The organism is Photobacterium sanctipauli (assembly GCF_003026495.1).
Taxonomy (GTDB): Bacteria; Pseudomonadota; Gammaproteobacteria; order Enterobacterales; family Vibrionaceae; genus Photobacterium; species Photobacterium sanctipauli.
Genome location: NZ_PYMA01000025.1, coordinates 25,433 through 44,099 on the forward strand (window position 1 = coordinate 25,433; position 18,667 = coordinate 44,099).

The following is an 18,667-nucleotide window of genomic DNA, read 5'->3' on the forward strand; positions in this document are numbered from 1 at the left end:
AATACAAGCATAAGGATATGACTATGAAGCACCTCATTCTAACCGTGATCGGTAAAGATCGTTCTGGCCTAGTTGAAACCCTATCTGACACGGTTTATCAAAACCACGGTAACTGGCTATCAAGCAGCCTCAGCAAACTTGCTGGTCAATTTGCCGGGATCATCCAAATCGAGGTCGCCGACCAATATATTGCCGTGCTCAGCCAGGCCATACGCAATATCGATGGGCTTCAAGTGCACATTGTCGAAGACGAGAGCAAAACCCTCGCCACTTCCGTGCTGCATAACCTGCTGGTTACGGGTAATGACCGCGTTGGGATTGTTAAAGATGTCACCACAGCCCTGAATCGTCTGGGTATCAATATCAATAAACTAAAAACCAACACGGACAGCGCGCCGAACTGGGGCTACCCGATCTTCACCGCCGAATTCGTGCTGGAGCTACCAACAGAGATCAGCATTGATACCGTTCAAGAAACCCTTGAGCGCATCGCCGATGATCTCACTATTGATATAGATAACAACGAGTGAGTTTTTTAGTCCACTGCTTTTTACAGGATGACAATGAGCAACGAACCTCTCTATATCGACAAAGAACTGAGTTGGCTTTCTTTTAATGAACGCGTGCTCCAAGAAGCAGCAGATAAATCGGTCCCGCTTATAGAGCGGGTCCGTTTTCTTGGTATCTACTCAAGCAATACCGACGAATTCTACAAGGTTCGTTTTGCCGACGTAAAACGCCGGATCCTGATCAACGAAGAGCAAGGCGGGGATGAAAACGCCAAGCACCTGCTTAGCAAGATCCAAAGCCGCGTCCTGAAGCTCAACCAGGATTTCGATACCTTGTACAACGAAATCTTGCTGGAAATGGCCCGTCGCCATATCTTCCTGGTCAACGAGCAACAACTCGATGACCACCAGCAAAGCTGGCTCCGCAAGCATTTCCGCAACAATATTCTGCCCCACGTCACCCCTATCTTGCTCACTGACGATATCGACCTACTGCAGTTTTTGAAAGATGAGTACTCTTACCTGGCTATCGAAATGCAGCAGGGCGACAACAAGCGCTACGCCTTAATCGAAATTCCGACCGATCAGCTCCCCCGCTTTATCCAGCTGCCGGAAGCAAAGGGAAAGCGCCGCAAGACCCTCATCTTGCTCGATAATATTATTCGTTTCTGCCTCGATGATATTTTTAGCGGCTTCTTCGACTATGACAGCCTGGCTGCCTATTCGATGAAGATGACCCGTGACGCCGAATATGACTTGAGCCAGGAAGTGGAGCATAGCCTGCTTGAGCAGATGTCCGAAGGCTTGAACCAACGCCTGACGGCCATGCCGGTTCGCTTTGTCTACCAGCGGGACATGCCGGGCGATATGATCGATGTGCTTTGCTCGCTGCTGAAGGTATCCAATTACGACAGCATTATTCCGGGGGGCCGCTACCATAACTTTGTCGATTTCATCGGCTTCCCGAATGTGGGGCGCAACTACCTCGAGAATAAGCCGCTGCCGCCTATCGACAGCTACCACTTCACCAGTGCCCACAACGCTTTCGAGGCGGTTAAGGCCCAAGATATTCTGCTGTACTACCCGTACCACACCTTCAACCACATGACCGAGCTGGTTCGCCAAGCCGCTTATGATCCCAAGGTGCGCAGCATCAAAATCAACATATACCGCGTAGCCAAGAACTCCCGCATCATCGAGTCGATGATTGATGCGGCCAACAACGGCAAACGGGTCACGGTGGTGGTTGAACTGCAGGCCCGCTTTGACGAAGAGGCCAACATCGAATGGGCCCGCCGCTTGACCGAGGCCGGCGTGCATGTGGTCTTCGGGGTACCGGGGCTGAAAATCCACTCCAAGCTTTGCCTGATCACCCGCAAGGAAGGGGATGAGTTGGTGCGCTATGCCCATCTAGGGACGGGAAACTTCCATGAAAAAACCGCCCGTATCTATACCGACTTCTCGCTAATGACCTGCAACAAGGCCATTACCGACGAAGTGCGTATGGTATTCAACTACATCCAAAACCCATACCGCCCGGTGAAATTCAAAGAGTTGATTGTCTCGCCACGCAACTCCCGTTCACGCCTCTATGATTTGATTGATCGCGAAATTGCCCACGCCAAGCAAAACCTGCCATCAGGTATTACACTAAAGGTTAATAACTTAGTTGATAAAGGCTTGATTAACCTGCTTTATCAAGCCAGCAGTGCAGGCGTCAAAATCAAATTGATTGTCCGTGGTATGTGTACCTTGATCCCAGGCATCAAGGGGATCAGCGACAATATCACGGCAATAAGCATCGTCGACCGTTTTCTGGAGCACCCTCGCGTGGTGGTCTTCGAAAACAACGGCGAGCCGGATGTCTACATTTCATCCGCTGACTGGATGACCCGAAACATCGATAACCGAATCGAAGTAGGCTGCCCTATCCATGATCCAAGCTTGAAAAAGAAGATCATCGATATTCTCAACATCCAGCTTTCCGATACGGTTAAGGCGAGGGTCATCGACAAAGCGATGAGCAACAACTACGTGCCAAGGGGCAACAAGCGTAAAATTCGCTCTCAAATCGCGATTTACGACTACCTCAAGCACTCAGAAAAGCAGCTCAGAAAAAAAGCCGAAAAGAGCGAAAATAACGCATGACAGAACAACCTCGACCACGCGAGATAGCGGCCATCGATATGGGGTCTAACAGCTTCCATATGGTCGTAGCTCGCATTGTCGGGCAAAGCTTGCAAATCATTAGCCGCCATAAACAGCGCGTCCACCTAGCCTCGGGGCTAGATGAACACCACAACTTAGACCAAGCCGCCATCCAGCGCGGCTTAAGTTGCTTGGCGATGTTTGCCGAACGATTACAAGGCTTTGAACCCGAGAACGTCCGAATTGCCGCCACCTACACCCTACGCCAATCTCAAAACGCCGCGGTTTTCCTCAAGCGTGCCGAGAGCATTCTTCCATACCCTATTGAAATCATTCCTGGCACCGAAGAAGCCCGTTTGATTTTTCTTGGGGTAGCCCATACCCAACCCGACGCCGGCAAAAAACTGGTGGTCGATATCGGGGGTGGTAGTACCGAGCTCGTCATAGGCGAAGGCTTCAACACCAAGCTGGCATACAGCAAGCACATGGGTTGTGTCAGCTATAACAAATACTTTTTCCCCAAGGGGAAAATCTCCAGCAAAAACATGGCTACCGCCCAACTTGCCGCGCAACAGAAACTGGAAAGCATTGCGACCAAATACCGCAAGAAGGGCTGGCAGATGGCAATCGGTTCATCCGGTACCATCAAGGCTATCAAGGAAGTGCTGATTGGCCGTGGGCACAGCGACGGGGTGATCACCCCAAAAAGGCTGGCGTTGCTCACTGAAGATATCCTCAAGTTCAAGCAGTCTGACGATCTTGATTTCGTCGGCCTCAGCGATGACCGCAAACCGGTATTTGCCGCCGGTGTGGCTATCCTCTCAGCGGTATTCAAGTCACTCGATATTGACGAGATGAAGTTCTCAGACGGCGCCCTGCGCGAAGGGCTACTTTACGAGATGGAAGAGCGCTTCCGCCATAGCGATATCCGCTCACGTACCGCCACTGCCATGGCCGAGCAGTACAATGTCGATATCGAGCAAGCCCAGCGGGTTAAGCAAACCGCTGAAATGCTTTACGGCCAGATAGAGCCCCAGCCGGGTATGACCAAGGCCGAGCTAGCGCCGCTGCTCAGCTGGGGAGCCTTGCTTCATGAAGTTGGCCTGAGCATCAGCTACCCTGGCTTCCATCGCCACTCAGCCTACCTGCTACGTTATAGCACCATGCCGGGTTTCAACCTCGAGCAACAAACGGTGTTGGCGACACTGGTTCGCTACCAGCGCAAAAGCCTCAAGCTAGAAGAAATGCCTGAACTCAGTATTTACAAGCGCAAGCACCTGTATCCGCTGATCAGGACCCTTCGCCTTGCGGTCACCCTCAATGGCCAACGTAGCGACGAGCCGCTGCCGACAATCACCGTCAAGGCCGACAAGGAAGAGTGGCAAGTCAACCTGCCCGAGGGTTGGGAAGAAAGCAACCGCCTACTGGCGGCCGATTTACTTCAGGAGCAAGCCTACTGGCGCAAAGCGGGTTGGGAGCTAAAGCTCGAATAACTCGTCAGCCATAGTAAAACAATGGGCGTGTCGCTTAGCGACACGCCCATTTTCACTGCGTAATCTTAGTTCAATGACTTATCCTGATTGGATTTAGAGCAATGGCTTAGCCAGACAGGTATAGGCTATTCAAGCCCAAGCTGCGTAAGAATAACCTTCACGGTATCTGCTGGCAGCGGCACATAGCCGTCTTTCTCCACCAGATCCTGACCGTCATGCGATAAGATAAACCGGATAAATTCAGCTTCTAAAGGCGGTAACGGTTTATCCGGATGCTTATTGATATAGACATACAGGTAGCGGGCTAGTGGGTAGCGGCCATTGACCGAATTCTCAATGGTGGCTTCAACATAGTCTTCCCCTTCCCGTGCTATCGGGATCGCCCTGATCCCGGTGGTCTTGTAGCCAACGCCAGAATAACCAATCGAGTTCAGCGAACTGGCCACCGACTGTACCACCGAGGCCGAGCCCGGCTGCTCGTTGACATTGTTGCGGAAGTCGCCAAGACACAGCGCTTGCTGCTTGAAATAGCCATAGGTACCAGATACCGAATTTCGGCCATACAGCTGAATATCCCTCACCGCCCAGTTCCCCGTTAGGCCAAGCTCACCCCAGCGGGTGATCGGCTTGGTCCCGCCGCAACGCAACGTTTGCGAATAAATGGCATCGAGCTGTTGGAAGTTCAGCCCCGCCAGCGGGTTATCCTCATGGACAAACACCGCCAAGGCATCAATCGCCACCCGGATCTCGGTTGGCATATAGCCATACTCACGCTCAAAGGCTTCGATTTCTTTGGCCTTCATTCGCCGGCTCATTGGTCCAAGCTGTGCCGTTGCCTCCACCAGCGCCGTCGGTGCCGTTGATGAGCCAGCTGCCTGAACCTGAATATTCACGCTTGGGTAGAAACGCTTGAATTCTTCCGACCAATAGGTCATCAGGTTGGCAAAGGTGTCAGAGCCAACCGAGGACAAGTTGCCGGAGATCCCGCTGACTTTTTGATAATCTGGCAGGCTTTGCGACGAAGCGCCCACCATTGCGCTGCCGAGCAGGCCGGCAGACAAAACCAACCATGAACAAACACGGCGGGTTTGCGCGAAAAAAGGACTCAAGAAAGATCGCTCACGTAGGGTTGTCATTGACCCAATACTACTCCCGATAAAAACAACAAAAGCGGTCATAAAGACCGCCAGGGATAATCACTTTGTAACGTGCTCCAAAAGCATCATTGCCCGGGAGCTAGGCTGCTTCGGCAACCAAACGTTGGGGTAAGGTAAACGAGAAGGTACTGCCCTCACCCACTTCACTCTCAATTTCAAGCTGGGAATCATGGTGGCTCAATGCGTGTTTCACGATCGCCAAACCAAGGCCGCTGCCACCGGTTTCCCGCGAGCGGGCTTTATCCACCCGGTAGAAGCGCTCTGTCAAACGGTGAATATGTTGCGGTTCAATACCTTGCCCGCTATCAGTCACCTCCAAGCGAGGCCCTGTCGGAGATAGGAACCAGCGTACCTTCACCTCGGCATTGCTAGGCGTGTGCTTCACCGCATTGTAGACCAGGTTCGAAATCGCACTGCGCAACTGATCTTCGTCACCCAGCACCTTCAATGAGCTATCAACTTCAAAGGTAAACAGCTGCTCATTGCCGCCACTCAACGATACCGCTTCTTTCTCCAGTACCTCAAGCATGGCTGGCACATCGATGGTTTCTTCCAATTCGATATTCGGTGCTGCTTCGATCTTCGACAGGGTCAACAATTGCTCGACCAAGGAGTTCATTCGCACCAATTGCTCGGTCATTACCCCGTGGGCTTTATCCCACATCGGGCCGACCAGCATTTCCGGATCACGCGACATTTCAAGGTAACCCTGCAATACCGTCATTGGGGTCCGCAACTCATGGGAAACGTTAGCAAAAAAGTTACGACGCATCCCTTCGAGTTGCTTAACTTGAGACACATCGCGCACCACCATCAGGTACTCACCCTCGGTATAGTGCATGATACGCAGCTCTAACGTACGGTCGTAGTTTAGCGGTGAGGTGATTTCCAACGGGGTATCAAACGCCTGCTTCGCCAAATAGCGAACGAAGTCAGGGCTGCGGAGCAAGTTGCTGATCGGCTGGCCAGCATCGTCCGGCCAACGGAACCCGAGCAGGTGCTGGGCAAGCTTATTGCACCAAACAATATTCCCTTCGCTGCGAAAGACAACGACTGCATCAGGAAGGGATTCAGCACCATTACGGAATCGTCGGATCAGCGTGGCAAGTTCCTTGCGGCGGCGACGGTTTCGCTGCTGCAAGCGGTAGATACCATTGAACAAGGGTTCCCAGCTACCAGAGCCTGAAGGAGGGGTTAAGCTACGCTCCTTCCACAGCCAGTCGGACATCTTCAACTGATTGTGAAAATGCCAGATCAACTGAATCCAAGTCGCCACCAGCAGGAACCAAGGCATATAGCCAAAAATCCAACCCAATGCGACCCAAGGCAAGTAGAAAAATAATAGTTCCCAGACTAATTTTTTCCACGATAGCCGTTCTACCATGCTTTACTCCGTGACAGCGAGAGTGTTATTACTCGCTGAATTTACTGCCTTTAATCTATGTATCTATACGCGAGTCGAGAATCGGTAACCCGCACCACGCACGGTTTGTACCAATTTGTCGTGACCATTGGTTTCCAAGGCTTTACGCAGGCGACGAATGTGTACATCAACGGTACGGTCTTCAACGTAAACATTGGTGCCCCAAACGTTGTTCAGCAGTTGTTCTCGGCTATAGACACGCTCTTGGTGTGTCATGAAGAAATGCAACATCTTGAACTCTGTTGGGCCCATATCAAGCGGTGCATCATTGGATGTCACACGGTGTGATACCGGGTCAAGTTTCAAGCCCTGAACATCAATGACATCATCAAGTGATGTCGGCGATACTCGGCGCATCACGGCTTTCAAGCGCGCCATTAGCTCTTTTGGCGAGAATGGCTTGGTGATGTAATCATCGGCGCCTACTTCAAGGCCGCGTACCTTGTCTTCTTCCTCGCCGCGCGCGGTGAGCATCACGATAGGGATCTGACGGGTCATTTCATCACGCTTGAGGTGTTTGATCAGGTTGATCCCTGAGCCTCCCGGCAACATCCAGTCAAGCAAGATCAGTTCTGGATACGGTTCGCATAACTTTTCCAGCGCTGCATCATAATCTTCGGCTTCGATGGCCTGATATCCCTTTTGCTCAAGAACAAAACAAAGCATCTCGCGGATCGGTGCTTCATCTTCTACAACAAGAATCCGTCTTACCATGTGTTTAATACCTACTAGTTGCTGTCTTTCGAGCGTCATTATGTGTGTTAAGTATGACACTTTTGTGACTCAATAGGAGAAAAGCGTCACCTTCTGTCTATCACGTTGAAATGATACAAGCTGCATAATGCTCAGTTTTGATCATTTTTCACCTATCAAGCCAACGTTTGACCAAACAAACAGTTAGCCTCTCACTTGGATCTGGCTACGTCCACCGCCTTGCGCCTCAACAGCAACCTGTACCCCAATGCGTTCCACCAAGGTCCCCACATGGGATATCACCCCGATCTGGCGACCATCGGCTTGCAACGCATCCAAGCATGCCAATGCCATTTCCAAACTGTCAGGGTCAAGGGTACCGAACCCCTCATCGATAAACAGCGACCCCAACTGGCGGGTATCTGCCGCCAGCGAGGCCAACGCCAGAGCCAACGCAAGGGATACCAAGAAGCTCTCACCCCCCGACAGCGACTCGACACTGCGAACCTCGTCGCCCATATCATGATCCACCACTTGCAACGCCAATGGGCTGTTTGGCACCGGCTGCAACGCATAGCGGGGCGCAAGCTCTTGCAGATGCTCATTGGCCAATACCACCAGCTGCTGCAGGGTTAGCCCCTGGGCGAGGGTGCGGAACTTGTTCCCCGTTGCCGAGCCAATCAACTCGCTCATTTGCAACCACAGTTCGGTTGTGACTTGCTGGTCTTTCAGCTGTGCCGTCAGCTCCCCTGATTGCAGCTCGGCTTGCTTTGCCTGAGCAAGCCTTTGCCGCCCTTGGAAGATCTGCTCATCCAGCTCTGCTTTTTGTTCGAGCCAAGCTGCAACAACGGCAATTTTCTCGGTATTTCCTACCTGTTCAAAATTAATATCATGGTCAGACAGCCACTGCTTTGCCAACTCAATCGTCGGCAGGTGCTCAACAACAGCAAGCTCTCGCTCTGCTAAAACCGTATTCGCTGCCGCCAATGCCAGCTCAATGCGTTTCAATGCTTCACGCTCTTGCTCGAGCCAAACGCCCCCCTTGCTCAGCAAGGACACCATCTCGTCATGGCCGAGGGCAAATTTTTCAAGCCACGCTGCCCAACTTGTTTGCTGTTGCTCAAGTGCTTGGTTAGCCTCTGCTTGTTGCTGCTTAACGCTGGTCAATGCCGCTTCAGCCCCCGCCATGGCTTCGCCCGATAGACGCTGGTGCTGTAGCGCCTGCTCCAAATCCGTTTGCTGGGTATGCAATGCCTGTTTCTGCTTCGCTTCCAAATCCTGCAAGCTATCTTCACCGATGAGTGCTATGCGCACTTGCCACCGCTGCTCAATCTCGCTGACCAGTGATGAAACCAACTTGTCGATCTCGGCGACGCGCTGAAGGACTGTGCGCACTTGGCCTTGTTGTTCAGCCAATTGCGGAGCAAGATCAGCCAATTGCTTATCGGCTGCCTCCAATGCTTTCTGGTTAGTCAGATATTCCTCTACATTCGCACGTAGCTGTGTAAAGAAAGCTTCCTCACCATGCTGTTTTAGCTGCGCCAACCATGCTTCACTGCCGTATTGCTCAGTGAGGGCCAACGCCCGATCGTTCAAAATTGCCGACTGTACTGCCTGCTGCTCTTCGATTGATTGCAGCCGTGATTGCCATTGTGTTAACTGCTGCGCCAACCCGTGCTGTTGTTCAGTCAGTACATTCAATGCTTGCTGAATACGTTGCAATTCGACATCGAGCTGGCGGCCCTGATGAATATCTCGCTGACGCAACTCACCATCGCGTTGCAGCTGTTTTAGTGTTTCGTCGGTCTGTTCAATCTGTTGCTGCCAAGCCATCGCCAGCAAGTCGATAGCTTGGCTTTCGGTATTGGGCGATAGGTTATTGTCCCCATCAACATCAAGTGCAGTAAACACGGGGCTGTACTGCTCGGATAATTGCGCGATTTGCGTTTTCAGCGACGCGACTTCAGTCTCTAGTGCCATCTGGCGCTGCTGCTCAGACAGGCACTGCTGAGTTAAATGCTTCACCTCGGCCTCGGCCTCTTGCCACTGGTTACTTAACTCAGCCAAACGCGCCTGCTGGGTTTGTAGCAAGCCTTCAACAACCGGGTTATCTTCCGCATAGGGATGATCATAAGAACCGCACAGCGGACAGGCTTCATCAGCGCTTAGCTCGGCACGGTAGTCCTCAAGCTTCATGACGGCACGGCTTTGCTGGAGCAGAGCCTCGACTTCTTTGTGCTGTACTGACAAGGTCAAAATATTGGGTTTCAGGACTGCAATACGCTGTTCAGCGCTTGTCTGTGCCAGCATGGCGCGCTGCTGCTCGGCGGCGGCTTTGTCGTATTGGCGCAGCAAAGATTGCCACTCTTTTAATCCCGATAGCCCTTGGCGCAGTTGGTCGCGCCATTGTTGCTTGGCGGTATATTGCCCCCGCTCCTGTTGCTGTGCAGCCTCTAACCTATCAAGATCAAATGCCTGGCGTTGGTGTTCGCACACCTGCTTTTGGCTATTGAGGTCCAGGCTCTGCTGCGCCAGTTGGGTTTGCCGCTGGCCATGATCATTCAGATCTTGAGTGATCTGGCGAGATTCGCTGCGTAGCCCGCTGTTGATCCGGTGAGCAGCTAAATACTGCCTCACGTTGTCTTCAACCGAGGATGCTTGCTCGGCAATACGCTTGAAGCTCTGCTGCTGGGTAAAATACTGTGTAAGCTGGGTTTGCTGCTGCACGAGACCTTGCTGTTGTTGCTCTAGCGCCAGGCTTTTTTGCTGCTGCTCTTGTTGCCGTTGGCTTTGCAGTTGGCGCTCGGCTTCTTGCTTGCTCAGTTGCTCGCGTAAACCGCTGATCTGTTCATCCAATTGAGCCGATTCTTTTAGCTTCGGCTCAATATCGGCCCACTGTTGCTCTGCCGTTTTTACCGCCGCCGCCACGCGATTGACTTGGAGGTTGCTCGCGTTATGCTGCTCGGCCTCACGGCTCAAGTTAGCCTGCGCGATACGGAATGCTTCTGCCACTTTGGATATTTGCTGTTGCGCTTGTTGTAACAGTGAAAAATCGCCCTGCGCCGGCTGAGCCTGCTCGATAAGTGTAAGCTGGGTATAACGCGGGGCTGCTGCCTCTTTTTGCTGTTTAGCCACCAGTTGCTGGGCCGCAGCCTGGTCAACCCGCTCCGCCAAGGTCGCCCCAGCTTTTATTGATTGTTGATGCTGCTTGAACACTTGCAGTTGGGCATCAATTTGCTCCACTTGCTGTTTCAGAGCGGTGGTTTGCGTGTCAAGCGCTTGCTTATCCTCATCCGACAACAAGGCAATATCGCCCAGTTTATCTTGGATCAGCTCTAGCTGCTGCTTTTCGCCTCTGGCCCGCTCGTAGGCCGCCACCGATAGGCGACCGTATATCTCACCGCCCGTCATTCGTTCCAGCAACGATGCCCGCTCGTCAGCACCGGCTTTCAAGAAAGCGGCAAAATCGCCCTGCGGCAACATCACTGCACGGCGGAACTGCTCGAAGCTCAAACCAACCAAACGCTCCATCTCAGCTTGCAATTCGGTTTTCTTGCCCGCGAAACGCTGAGCGGTTTCCAAATTTTCCAACCATTGCTCGGACGCCTGAATTCGGCCATCAGCCTTGCCTCGCGCCCGGCGGACGTGCCAGTGGGCACGCCAATGACTGCCATCGTTGGCAACGAAATCCACCTCCGCGTAACCTTCGGCCTTACCGCGCGACAAAATACTGCGCACATCATTGGCCTTGATCCGGCTCGCATCATCATCGCGGCCGATTTCGGCATCGTTTTTCTTGTTGGACTGCAAGCGCGGGATACGGTCATACAAAGCCAGGCAGATGGCATCGAGCAGGGTTGACTTACCCGCCCCCGTCTTGCCCGTAATAGCAAATAGCCCCGCCTCACCAAGGCGGCCATGGGCAAAATCGATTTCAAAAGGTTGTTGTAAGCTGGCAAGGTTCTCGCCACGCAATGCTAGTATTTTCATCGTTATTATTCTCGTACTATCCGTTACTGCGGCCTGGTAATTTCTTCGTCGTCCACTTGCGCCAACAGGCTTTCAAATGCCTCGGCCATGGCGGTGTCGGGCTCGCCCTGGAACTTGTTGGCCCAGCTCAGGCCAAATACCTGCTGCGGGGTCACCTCCGATAAGCGGCGCTGCCCCAGCCCCTCGGATTGTTGACGCTCTGGGTAATGCGGGGTGATTTTAGCCAACCGCACCGCCTTGCCCTCAATCGCTTCCAGTACTTTTTCACGCAGCAACGCTTGCGGTTTATCAAGCAGGATATGTACTTCAAGATAGGGCTGCTGCTCGCGCGGGCACGCTTCGCATTCCAAAGCGGCTAACTCCTGCAAGACTTGCTCTAACGGCGCTGGCGATGCTGGCACCTTGAGCATGCCAACCGCCCGGGGAACCGCTAGCGATTCAATATCACTCACGTCACCTTGCTCTAATTCCACCAGCACCACCTGATGGTTGTAGCCCCGCTCGGACATCGACAGCGGCAGCGGTGAGCCGCTGTAGCGCACATGTTCTTTTTTCGCCACGCGCTGAGCCAGATGAAGGTGCCCCAACGCCACATAGGCCATATCGTCGGGGAAAATACTGGCTGGCAGGGCATGCTGGTTGCCGCCAAGTACCCGCCGCTCTGACATTTCCGATAACTTGCCCGAGGCCATATAGGCGTGCCCCATCCCAATCAAGGCTTGGCCTTCCTGCTGGTGCTCACTGGCAGCCACGGTCATTTCGGCATACAGGGTCTCCACCCCTTTGATCAGGCGGTCATCGTCCTCGTTTAGATCATCGGTACGCAAATCGGCACTGCGCAAAAAAGGGACTGCCAGCACCCAAGCCGCTTGCTGGCCCGATTTATCGTTCAACGGCACCAGCATTCGCTCGGTATCCAAGCTGCCGTCAAGGTGGCGATGGATCCCCCCAACCATGTGCAAGTCAAACGCCTTCAACAGCTCATGGGGAGCATCCAGCTTGCTTGGCGAGTCATGGTTTCCTCCCACCATCACCACATCCAGCTCAGGCATGGTTTTCGCCAGCCGGGCCATAAAGCGGTATAGCATCCGCCACGCGCTGGCTGGCGGGTTGGCGGTATCAAAAATATCCCCTGCCACCAGCAGTGCATCAACCTGCTGTTGCTCTAGTGTATCGGCTAACCAATCAAGGAAGCATTGGTGCTCATAGTCACGCGAGTAACCATGAAGTTGGTGGCCTAGGTGCCAGTCGGAGGTATGGAGGATTTTCATGACAAATGTCTCTGACCTATGGGGAAAACTAGGCTGATTGTACCGCACTTTTTCACGCCCAATAGCCGTGTTAAACAGAAAAATTAAGACAAACCCAAGCCAATGCAATAAGATTGACAGCCAAATGCACAACCAAGGATCTGTAACAGCCATGATGTGGTTTAAAAACGTACTCACCTATCGCTTCAGCCGTGAAATCGACCTTAACCCTGACCAATTGGAAAAGCAGCTTGAGGAGTTTCGCTTCACCCCTTGCGGCAGCCAAGATCAGCAGAAGTTCGGTTGGGTACATGCGCTGGGTAAGCACGGCGATATGTTCACCCATGTTATTGGTGACAACATCCTGATTTGTGCGCGCAAAGAAGAAAAAATGCTACCAGCATCAGTGATCAAAGAATCGCTGAATGAAAAAGTCGAAGCCCAAGAGCTGGAGCAGGGTCGCAAGCTAAAGAAAAGCGAGAAAGACACCATCAAAGACGAAATCGTGATGGATCTACTCCCGCGTGCATTTAGCCGCAAGAGCCAAACCTATGCGCTAATCATGCCGAAGCTGGGCTATGTGCTGGTTGATGCTGGCAGCTTCAAGAAAGCCGAAGACATGCTGGCACTGCTGCGCAAATCTATCGGCAGCTTGCCTGTTATTCCGGTGACCCCGGAAAAACCGGCAGAGCTAACAATGACCGAATGGGTTCGCTCGAATACCTCGCCTAATGGCTTCACGATTGGCGAAGAAGCCGAGCTAAAAGCGATTCTTGAAGATGGCGGTGTGATCCGCTGTAAGCAGCAAGATCTGGCTTGCGACGAAATCCTGGCCCACATCGAAGCAGACAAGCTGGTAACCAAGCTGGCTATCAACTGGCAAGACCGTATCGATTTCGTGCTAAGCGATGACATGTCGGTTAAGCGCCTTAAGTTCTCGGACGAGCTAAAAGATCAAAACGATGATATCGACCGCGAAGACATGGCGCAGCGTATCGATGCCGATCTATCCCTGATGGCAGGCGAATTCTCAGCCTTCTTGCCTAACCTGTTCGAAGTACTGGGTGGGCTAGAAGCCAAAGCGTAATTTCCGCTTTCCAACCTCGGGAATTAAATCAGCGAGAAACAGCAGCGACAGCCTGCTCTTTCTCGCTTTTTTATGCCGTTTTCGTTGCCATTGTGCTGTCGATCACAGTAAAATCCCGCCTCACATCCGTATCCCACTGCGATACGGCCTGATTTGCAATCAGACACTGGAATATAAGAGCTATGTTTAAACCTGAATTGTTATCGCCTGCGGGCAGCCTAAAAAACATGCGTTACGCGTTTGCCTACGGTGCAGATGCGGTCTATGCGGGCCAACCACGTTACAGCCTTCGCGTTCGTAACAACGAGTTCAACCACGAAAACCTAAAAATCGGTATCGACGAAGCGCATGCCCAAGGCAAGAAGCTATACGTGGTATGTAACATTCAGCCGCATAACTCTAAGCTAAAAACCTTTATCCGCGACCTTAAGCCTATCGTCGACATGGGCCCTGATGCCCTGATCATGTCTGACCCGGGTCTTATCATGATGGTTCGCGAGAGCTTCCCTGAAATGCCGATCCACCTATCGGTACAGGCCAATGCTGTTAACTGGGCGACGGTTAAGTTCTGGTCAACCCAAGGTGTTGAGCGCGTGATCCTATCCCGTGAGCTTTCACTGGAAGAAATCGAAGAGATCCGCGAGCACTGCCCAGAAACCGAACTAGAAATCTTTGTTCACGGTGCACTATGCATGGCTTACTCTGGCCGCTGCCTACTATCTGGTTACATCAACAAGCGTGACCCGAACCAAGGTACTTGCACCAACGCATGCCGCTGGGAATACAAAACTGAAAAAGCGACTGAAAATGACGCTGGCCAGATTGTCGAAGTACAAGATGCGGGTGTTCAGGTTCAAGAAGCAGAGCGTCCGGACAATACGCTTGGTCTAGGCAAGCCAACTGACGAAGTGGTATTGCTAAGCGAAGCACACCGCCCAGAAGAAAAAATGGCGGCATTCGAAGACGAGCACGGCACTTACATCATGAACTCAAAAGACTTGCGCGCTGTTCAGCACGTTGAGCGTTTGACGAAGATGGGTGTTCACTCGCTGAAAATCGAAGGCCGTACCAAGTCTTTCTACTACTGTGCCCGTACCGCTCAGGTTTACCGCAAAGCAATCGACGATGCTGTTGAAGGCAAGCCATTTGACGAGAGCCTAATGGGTACACTGGAAAGCTTGGCACACCGTGGTTACACCGAAGGTTTCCTTCGCCGCCACACCCATGATGCGTACCAGAACTACGATTACGGCTACTCGATCTCTGATTCACAACAATTCGTTGGCGAATTTACCGGCAAGCGCCGCGGCGATTTGGCCGAAGTTGAAGTGAAGAACAAGTTCATTGTTGGTGACAGCCTAGAAGTAATGACACCGCAAGGTAACGTGATCTTCAACCTAGAGACAATGGAAAACCGCAAGTCTGAAGTGATTGATGACGCAAAAGGTAACGGCCACTTCGTGTTCATTCCTGTACCACAGGACATGGATCTAGAATACGGTTTGCTGATGCGTAACCTAAACTCAGGTGAGAACACCCGTAACCCACACGCTCCGAAAGACGGTAAATAATCGCCATGGCGTTATTGATCACCAAAAAATGCATTAACTGTGACATGTGTGATCCCGAGTGCCCGAACGAGGCGATCACCATGGGTGATTCGATCTACGAGATCGACCCGGACAAATGCACCGAGTGCAAGGGCCACTACGACAAGCCAACCTGCCAGTCGGTTTGCCCTATCACCAACTGCATCATTACCGACCCGGACAATGTCGAAAGTGATGACGAGCTATTCGAAAAGTTCGTGAAGCTTCAAGGTCTGGCATAAGCACAGCGAATGCAGAACGAAAAAAAGCGCCACTTCATAACGAAGTGGCGCTTTTTTATCATTAGCAACTCACTATTTAGAATAGCTAGACCTAGAAAGCATAAACCTAGAAAGCGTAGGCCGCGCTAAAGCGGATATCACGGCCAGCTTCAAGGGTACCTTGGGCAACCTCACCGTTGTTACCATAGCTCGCATGAGAGCGGTAAGCTTTATCAAACAAGTTCTTCACCGTCAGGGTCAAGGTCAGATCTTCATTGGCCATTGGCATCCACTGGGCGTAGATGTCATGTACCGCGTAACCCGGCTTCTCTTCATAACCTTCAGCCACTTCGGTCAGACGCTCAACATAGCGGCCGCTATAGCCAATGTCCAAACCATCAAATACCTGATAGCCAACATCCGCTACCCAAGTATCGCCAATTGCGGTACCGATCCCCTTGGTATCATCATTCAATGGCTCGCCATTCAACTCAGGTCGCGACTGGTTGTAGCTCAAACTGGTTGTCAAAGCCAACCAGTTATAGCCAACTCTTGCGGTAAAGCCCTTGGTCTCAAGTTCGCCTAAGTTGTCCAGTTCACGGGCCTCTGTCTCGCCAACAACATCCTCAACTTTAGTGACATAAGCCGTCGCCGATGCAGTAAAGCCGTTATTTACCCAGTTGACACCTAACTCAGTATTTTTCGCCCTTTCTTCTTTGCGATCGGCACTACTGTTAGAGCCATCAAGCTTAAAGATTTCACGTACCTGCGCACCACGTACGGCTTCAGCATAACCACCGTAAACCGACAGCCCAGAAATCACTTCATACGTTAGGCTAACATTCGGGCTAAAACCACTGTGATCTAGGCTTGGGCCATTCGACTCATCAAGTTCATACTCGTCGTAACGGCCCCCAAGGCTCAGCAGAAGCGTATCAATCAGATAGATGTCGCCTTGGGCGTAAACACCCTTAACCTTGCCTTCATCTTTGTCCGAGCCATAAATCGGGCTGCCAAGATAACCCTCATCATCTCGGTATTCCACACCGTAAATCAGCTTGTGCTTATCAGCAAACGTACTGGTATTGCGGATATCCGCACCGTAGCTTTTCGCTTCGCCGAGATAATCGCCCCAAGGACCATCAATATGCTCTAGCGATGTTTCAGTGCCGTATACCGTGATATCCAACGACACCCAAGGATTGTTAGCAGGATCGAACAGGTAATTACCAGTATAAGTCTCGCGGATCATTTCTTGGTTGATCGGCTCATTCTTAAAGCTCGGCACCCACTGCGGACGGTGGTAGCGGAAAGCTTCGTCTTCGCGGCGATCATAGCTAAGTGTCAGCTTTTGCGACTCGGTAAACTCACCGACCAACTTCACAAAGCCAACTTTGTTCTCGGCCTCAGTATGTGGCTGCTCATCACCGTTACCATCGGTGAAATTACCCAAGTCACTGTAAGAGAGCGTTGCCAGCGCGCTGATCTTATCCGTTAAGTAACCATAACCGCTAAGACTGGTCTTGTACCCTTCGGTATTATCGTAATAGCCCGCTTTCACCAAAGCTCCATAGCGCTGGTCGCCCCAAAGCAGATCCGACGGATCTTTTGTCTTGAAACGTATTGCACCACCCAGTGCACCGGCACCATCTGTTGCACGGCCAGCACCCGCCGACACCTCAACCTGCTGCAAAAGCTCAGGCTCGATAGAAAGTTGCCCTTGGTGGTGGTAGATGTAACCAGATTGGGTTGCGCCATCAATAGACACATTGAGCATGGTATCTTCCAGGCCACGCACATAAATTTTCTGCGATACACTCGAGCCGCCACCAACACTGACTTCTGGGTCGGTACGGAAGATATCACTTAAATCATTTGCCTGGCGCTTCTGGAGTTGATCGGCATCGATAATTACTTCAGGTAGGGAAGTGACGCGACCTGTCACCACCATGGTTTCATCTGTGCCATCAGACTCTGTTTGAGCATGGGCTGGGGAGATAAATAATGCAGAGCTTATCGCTGTGCTAAGGAGAGTTAGTGAAAATGTACGGCCTTGTATCATGGTTCAGTCCAGTATTAATGAGAATCATTATCATAGGCAGACCATTTTCTAGACTTCGCAACGCATGTAAACAAAGTTTACAACTGTTACAAATAATTATCTTTTGGAACAATCATGTATATCCTTAACACATAACTACACAGTTAGCCTGTCGGCGCTATTTTAGTGGCGTATAAATGAAGCGCTAAACCAACCGCGGGCTGGACTTAAGCCATTAGATAGAGCAATTCAAGATACTTTCTAGATGTTGCCATTGGTGAAGTTATTGAGGTAAAGAACTGATGAGGCTTCCCCCACCAGTTGGCTTTGCGAAGAAAAAAGGAATGAAGTAATAGGGTGTTATCTATGCAAAGCTATAGCCTTTACCATGGAGGGTTTGCAGCCGATGAGCAGGCATGCCTGCTGCGGTGAGTTTTTTTCTTATCCGGCTTAAGTGCATATCCAAGCTTCGGTCGTACAAGGTATATTCCCGCTCCAATACTTGACGGTACAAATATGGCTTAGGTAGCACCTCGCTGTGCTGGGCAACCAAGGTCCAGAGCAACTTAAACTGTATCGGCGTCATGGTGACTTCCTGGTTGGCAAAGCTAACACGCATAGAATGGCGATCCATCTCCAGCTCATCAAACACCATTGACTTACCGAATACCTCAGGTTGGGCTATGGGCTTGGTTCGTCGTAAAATGGCTTCAATCCGATAGCTCAACTCCTGTACCGAACGCTCTGCGGGCATGTAGTCATCTGCCCCAAAACGGAAGCCTGTCATGGCTTCTGCTTGCTGATCCTCCCGGGTCAGTAAAATAATGGGTAAAGCCGTGGTGCGGCGACACCTTTTTAATAAGGTCCAATCTCGCATTTCTGGTAACTGCATCGAAAGAACCACCAAGCTGATTGCTTGCCCCCTTAATGCTGAATCTATTTCAATGCCTTGGCAGCACCGCTTAACCATATAGCCATCTTGCCATAACCTCTCACATATGCGCTGACTATACTCCTCATTCGGTTCGGCCACCAAAATAGTAATTGGCTGGGCCACATGCTTTCT

At 51.7% G+C, this 18,667-nt stretch carries 13 protein-coding genes; 6 read left to right on the forward strand and 7 right to left on the reverse strand.

What is annotated here, in order from left to right:
* Window positions 1-23 precede the first annotated feature (23 nt).
* The 3 genes from C9I98_RS24610 to ppx are packed head-to-tail and all read left to right on the forward strand — an operon-like array spanning window position 24 to window position 4,150.
* Window positions 24-530 (forward strand): glycine cleavage system transcriptional repressor, encoded by a 507-nt coding sequence (locus C9I98_RS24610; protein WP_036819269.1) that lies wholly within the window; start codon window positions 24-26, stop codon window positions 528-530.
* 33 nt (window positions 531-563) lie between these two features.
* Window positions 564-2,657, forward strand: coding sequence for a polyphosphate kinase 1 (ppk1, locus tag C9I98_RS24615; protein WP_107272602.1), 2,094 nt, complete (start codon window positions 564-566; stop codon window positions 2,655-2,657).
* Complete coding sequence (ppx, locus tag C9I98_RS24620) at window positions 2,654-4,150, forward strand: exopolyphosphatase (RefSeq protein ID WP_036832542.1); 1,497 nt, start codon at window positions 2,654-2,656, stop codon at window positions 4,148-4,150. Before ppk1 ends, ppx begins: the two co-directional genes overlap by 4 nt.
* 125 nt (window positions 4,151-4,275) lie before the next feature.
* On the opposite strand, the gene C9I98_RS24625 is transcribed toward ppx, so the two are convergent.
* The 5 genes from C9I98_RS24625 to C9I98_RS24645 all read right to left on the reverse strand — a co-directional run bounded on the left by C9I98_RS24625 (window position 4,276) and on the right by C9I98_RS24645 (window position 12,684).
* Window positions 4,276-5,286 carry a PstS family phosphate ABC transporter substrate-binding protein gene (locus C9I98_RS24625; RefSeq protein WP_051902744.1) on the reverse strand — a complete coding sequence of 337 codons (1,011 nt, stop codon included), beginning with the start codon at window positions 5,284-5,286 and terminating at the stop codon, window positions 4,276-4,278.
* A 100-nt stretch (window positions 5,287-5,386) separates the two neighbouring features.
* Window positions 5,387-6,691: a phosphate regulon sensor histidine kinase PhoR gene (gene phoR, locus C9I98_RS24630; protein ID WP_036832544.1), complete on the reverse strand. Its 1,305-nt coding sequence runs from the start codon at window positions 6,689-6,691 to the stop codon at window positions 5,387-5,389.
* Between the two features lie 63 nt (window positions 6,692-6,754).
* Entirely contained in the window at window positions 6,755-7,444 is a 690-nt protein-coding gene (phoB, locus tag C9I98_RS24635; RefSeq protein WP_036832546.1) for a phosphate regulon transcriptional regulator PhoB, read from the reverse strand.
* Window positions 7,445-7,627: 183 nt separating this feature from the next.
* Window positions 7,628-11,413, reverse strand: a complete 3,786-nt coding sequence (locus C9I98_RS24640) for an AAA family ATPase (protein ID WP_036832548.1) — start codon at window positions 11,411-11,413, stop codon at window positions 7,628-7,630.
* Window positions 11,414-11,436: 23 nt separating this feature from the next.
* Window positions 11,437-12,684, reverse strand: a complete 1,248-nt coding sequence (locus C9I98_RS24645) for an exonuclease SbcCD subunit D C-terminal domain-containing protein (RefSeq protein WP_036832550.1) — start codon at window positions 12,682-12,684, stop codon at window positions 11,437-11,439.
* 154 nt (window positions 12,685-12,838) lie between these two features.
* On the opposite strand from C9I98_RS24645, the gene rdgC reads away from it, so the two are divergent.
* From rdgC to C9I98_RS24660, 3 genes are all read left to right on the forward strand, one after another.
* A complete protein-coding gene (gene rdgC / locus C9I98_RS24650; RefSeq protein WP_173424734.1) occupies window positions 12,839-13,750 on the forward strand; it encodes a recombination-associated protein RdgC in 912 nt (303 codons plus the stop codon).
* 182 nt (window positions 13,751-13,932) lie between these two features.
* Window positions 13,933-15,321 (forward strand): prephenate-dependent tRNA uridine(34) hydroxylase TrhP, encoded by a 1,389-nt coding sequence (gene trhP, locus C9I98_RS24655; RefSeq protein ID WP_036832556.1) that lies wholly within the window; start codon window positions 13,933-13,935, stop codon window positions 15,319-15,321.
* Window positions 15,322-15,326: 5 nt separating this feature from the next.
* Window positions 15,327-15,581 carry a YfhL family 4Fe-4S dicluster ferredoxin gene (locus tag C9I98_RS24660; protein ID WP_036832559.1) on the forward strand — a complete coding sequence of 85 codons (255 nt, stop codon included), beginning with the start codon at window positions 15,327-15,329 and terminating at the stop codon, window positions 15,579-15,581.
* Window positions 15,582-15,687: 106 nt separating this feature from the next.
* Here the strand turns inward: C9I98_RS24660 and C9I98_RS24665 are convergent, their stop codons facing one another.
* Window positions 15,688-17,622, reverse strand: coding sequence for a TonB-dependent receptor domain-containing protein (locus tag C9I98_RS24665; protein ID WP_036832562.1), 1,935 nt, complete (start codon window positions 17,620-17,622; stop codon window positions 15,688-15,690).
* Window positions 17,623-17,965: 343 nt separating this feature from the next.
* On the reverse strand, window positions 17,966-18,658 hold the full coding sequence (locus C9I98_RS24670; RefSeq protein WP_245907237.1) for a response regulator transcription factor: 693 nt from the start codon (window positions 18,656-18,658) through the stop codon (window positions 17,966-17,968).
* Window positions 18,659-18,667 lie beyond the last annotated feature (9 nt).

Excerpts from the sequence above, each read along its gene's own strand:
- C9I98_RS24610 (WP_036819269.1), top strand. The coding sequence starts at position 24 with ATGAAGCACCTCATTCTAACCGTGATCGGTAAAGATCGTTCTGGCCTA.
- ppk1 (WP_107272602.1), top strand. The coding sequence starts at position 564 with ATGAGCAACGAACCTCTCTATATCGACAAAGAACTGAGTTGGCTTTCT.
- ppx (WP_036832542.1), top strand. The coding sequence starts at position 2,654 with ATGACAGAACAACCTCGACCACGCGAGATAGCGGCCATCGATATGGGG.
- C9I98_RS24625 (WP_051902744.1), bottom strand. The coding sequence starts at position 5,286 with ATGACAACCCTACGTGAGCGATCTTTCTTGAGTCCTTTTTTCGCGCAA.
- phoR (WP_036832544.1), bottom strand. The coding sequence starts at position 6,691 with ATGGTAGAACGGCTATCGTGGAAAAAATTAGTCTGGGAACTATTATTT.
- phoB (WP_036832546.1), bottom strand. The coding sequence starts at position 7,444 with ATGGTAAGACGGATTCTTGTTGTAGAAGATGAAGCACCGATCCGCGAG.
- C9I98_RS24640 (WP_036832548.1), bottom strand. The coding sequence starts at position 11,413 with ATGAAAATACTAGCATTGCGTGGCGAGAACCTTGCCAGCTTACAACAA.
- C9I98_RS24645 (WP_036832550.1), bottom strand. The coding sequence starts at position 12,684 with ATGAAAATCCTCCATACCTCCGACTGGCACCTAGGCCACCAACTTCAT.
- rdgC (WP_173424734.1), top strand. The coding sequence starts at position 12,839 with ATGTGGTTTAAAAACGTACTCACCTATCGCTTCAGCCGTGAAATCGAC.
- trhP (WP_036832556.1), top strand. The coding sequence starts at position 13,933 with ATGTTTAAACCTGAATTGTTATCGCCTGCGGGCAGCCTAAAAAACATG.
- C9I98_RS24660 (WP_036832559.1), top strand. The coding sequence starts at position 15,327 with ATGGCGTTATTGATCACCAAAAAATGCATTAACTGTGACATGTGTGAT.
- C9I98_RS24665 (WP_036832562.1), bottom strand. The coding sequence starts at position 17,622 with ATGATACAAGGCCGTACATTTTCACTAACTCTCCTTAGCACAGCGATA.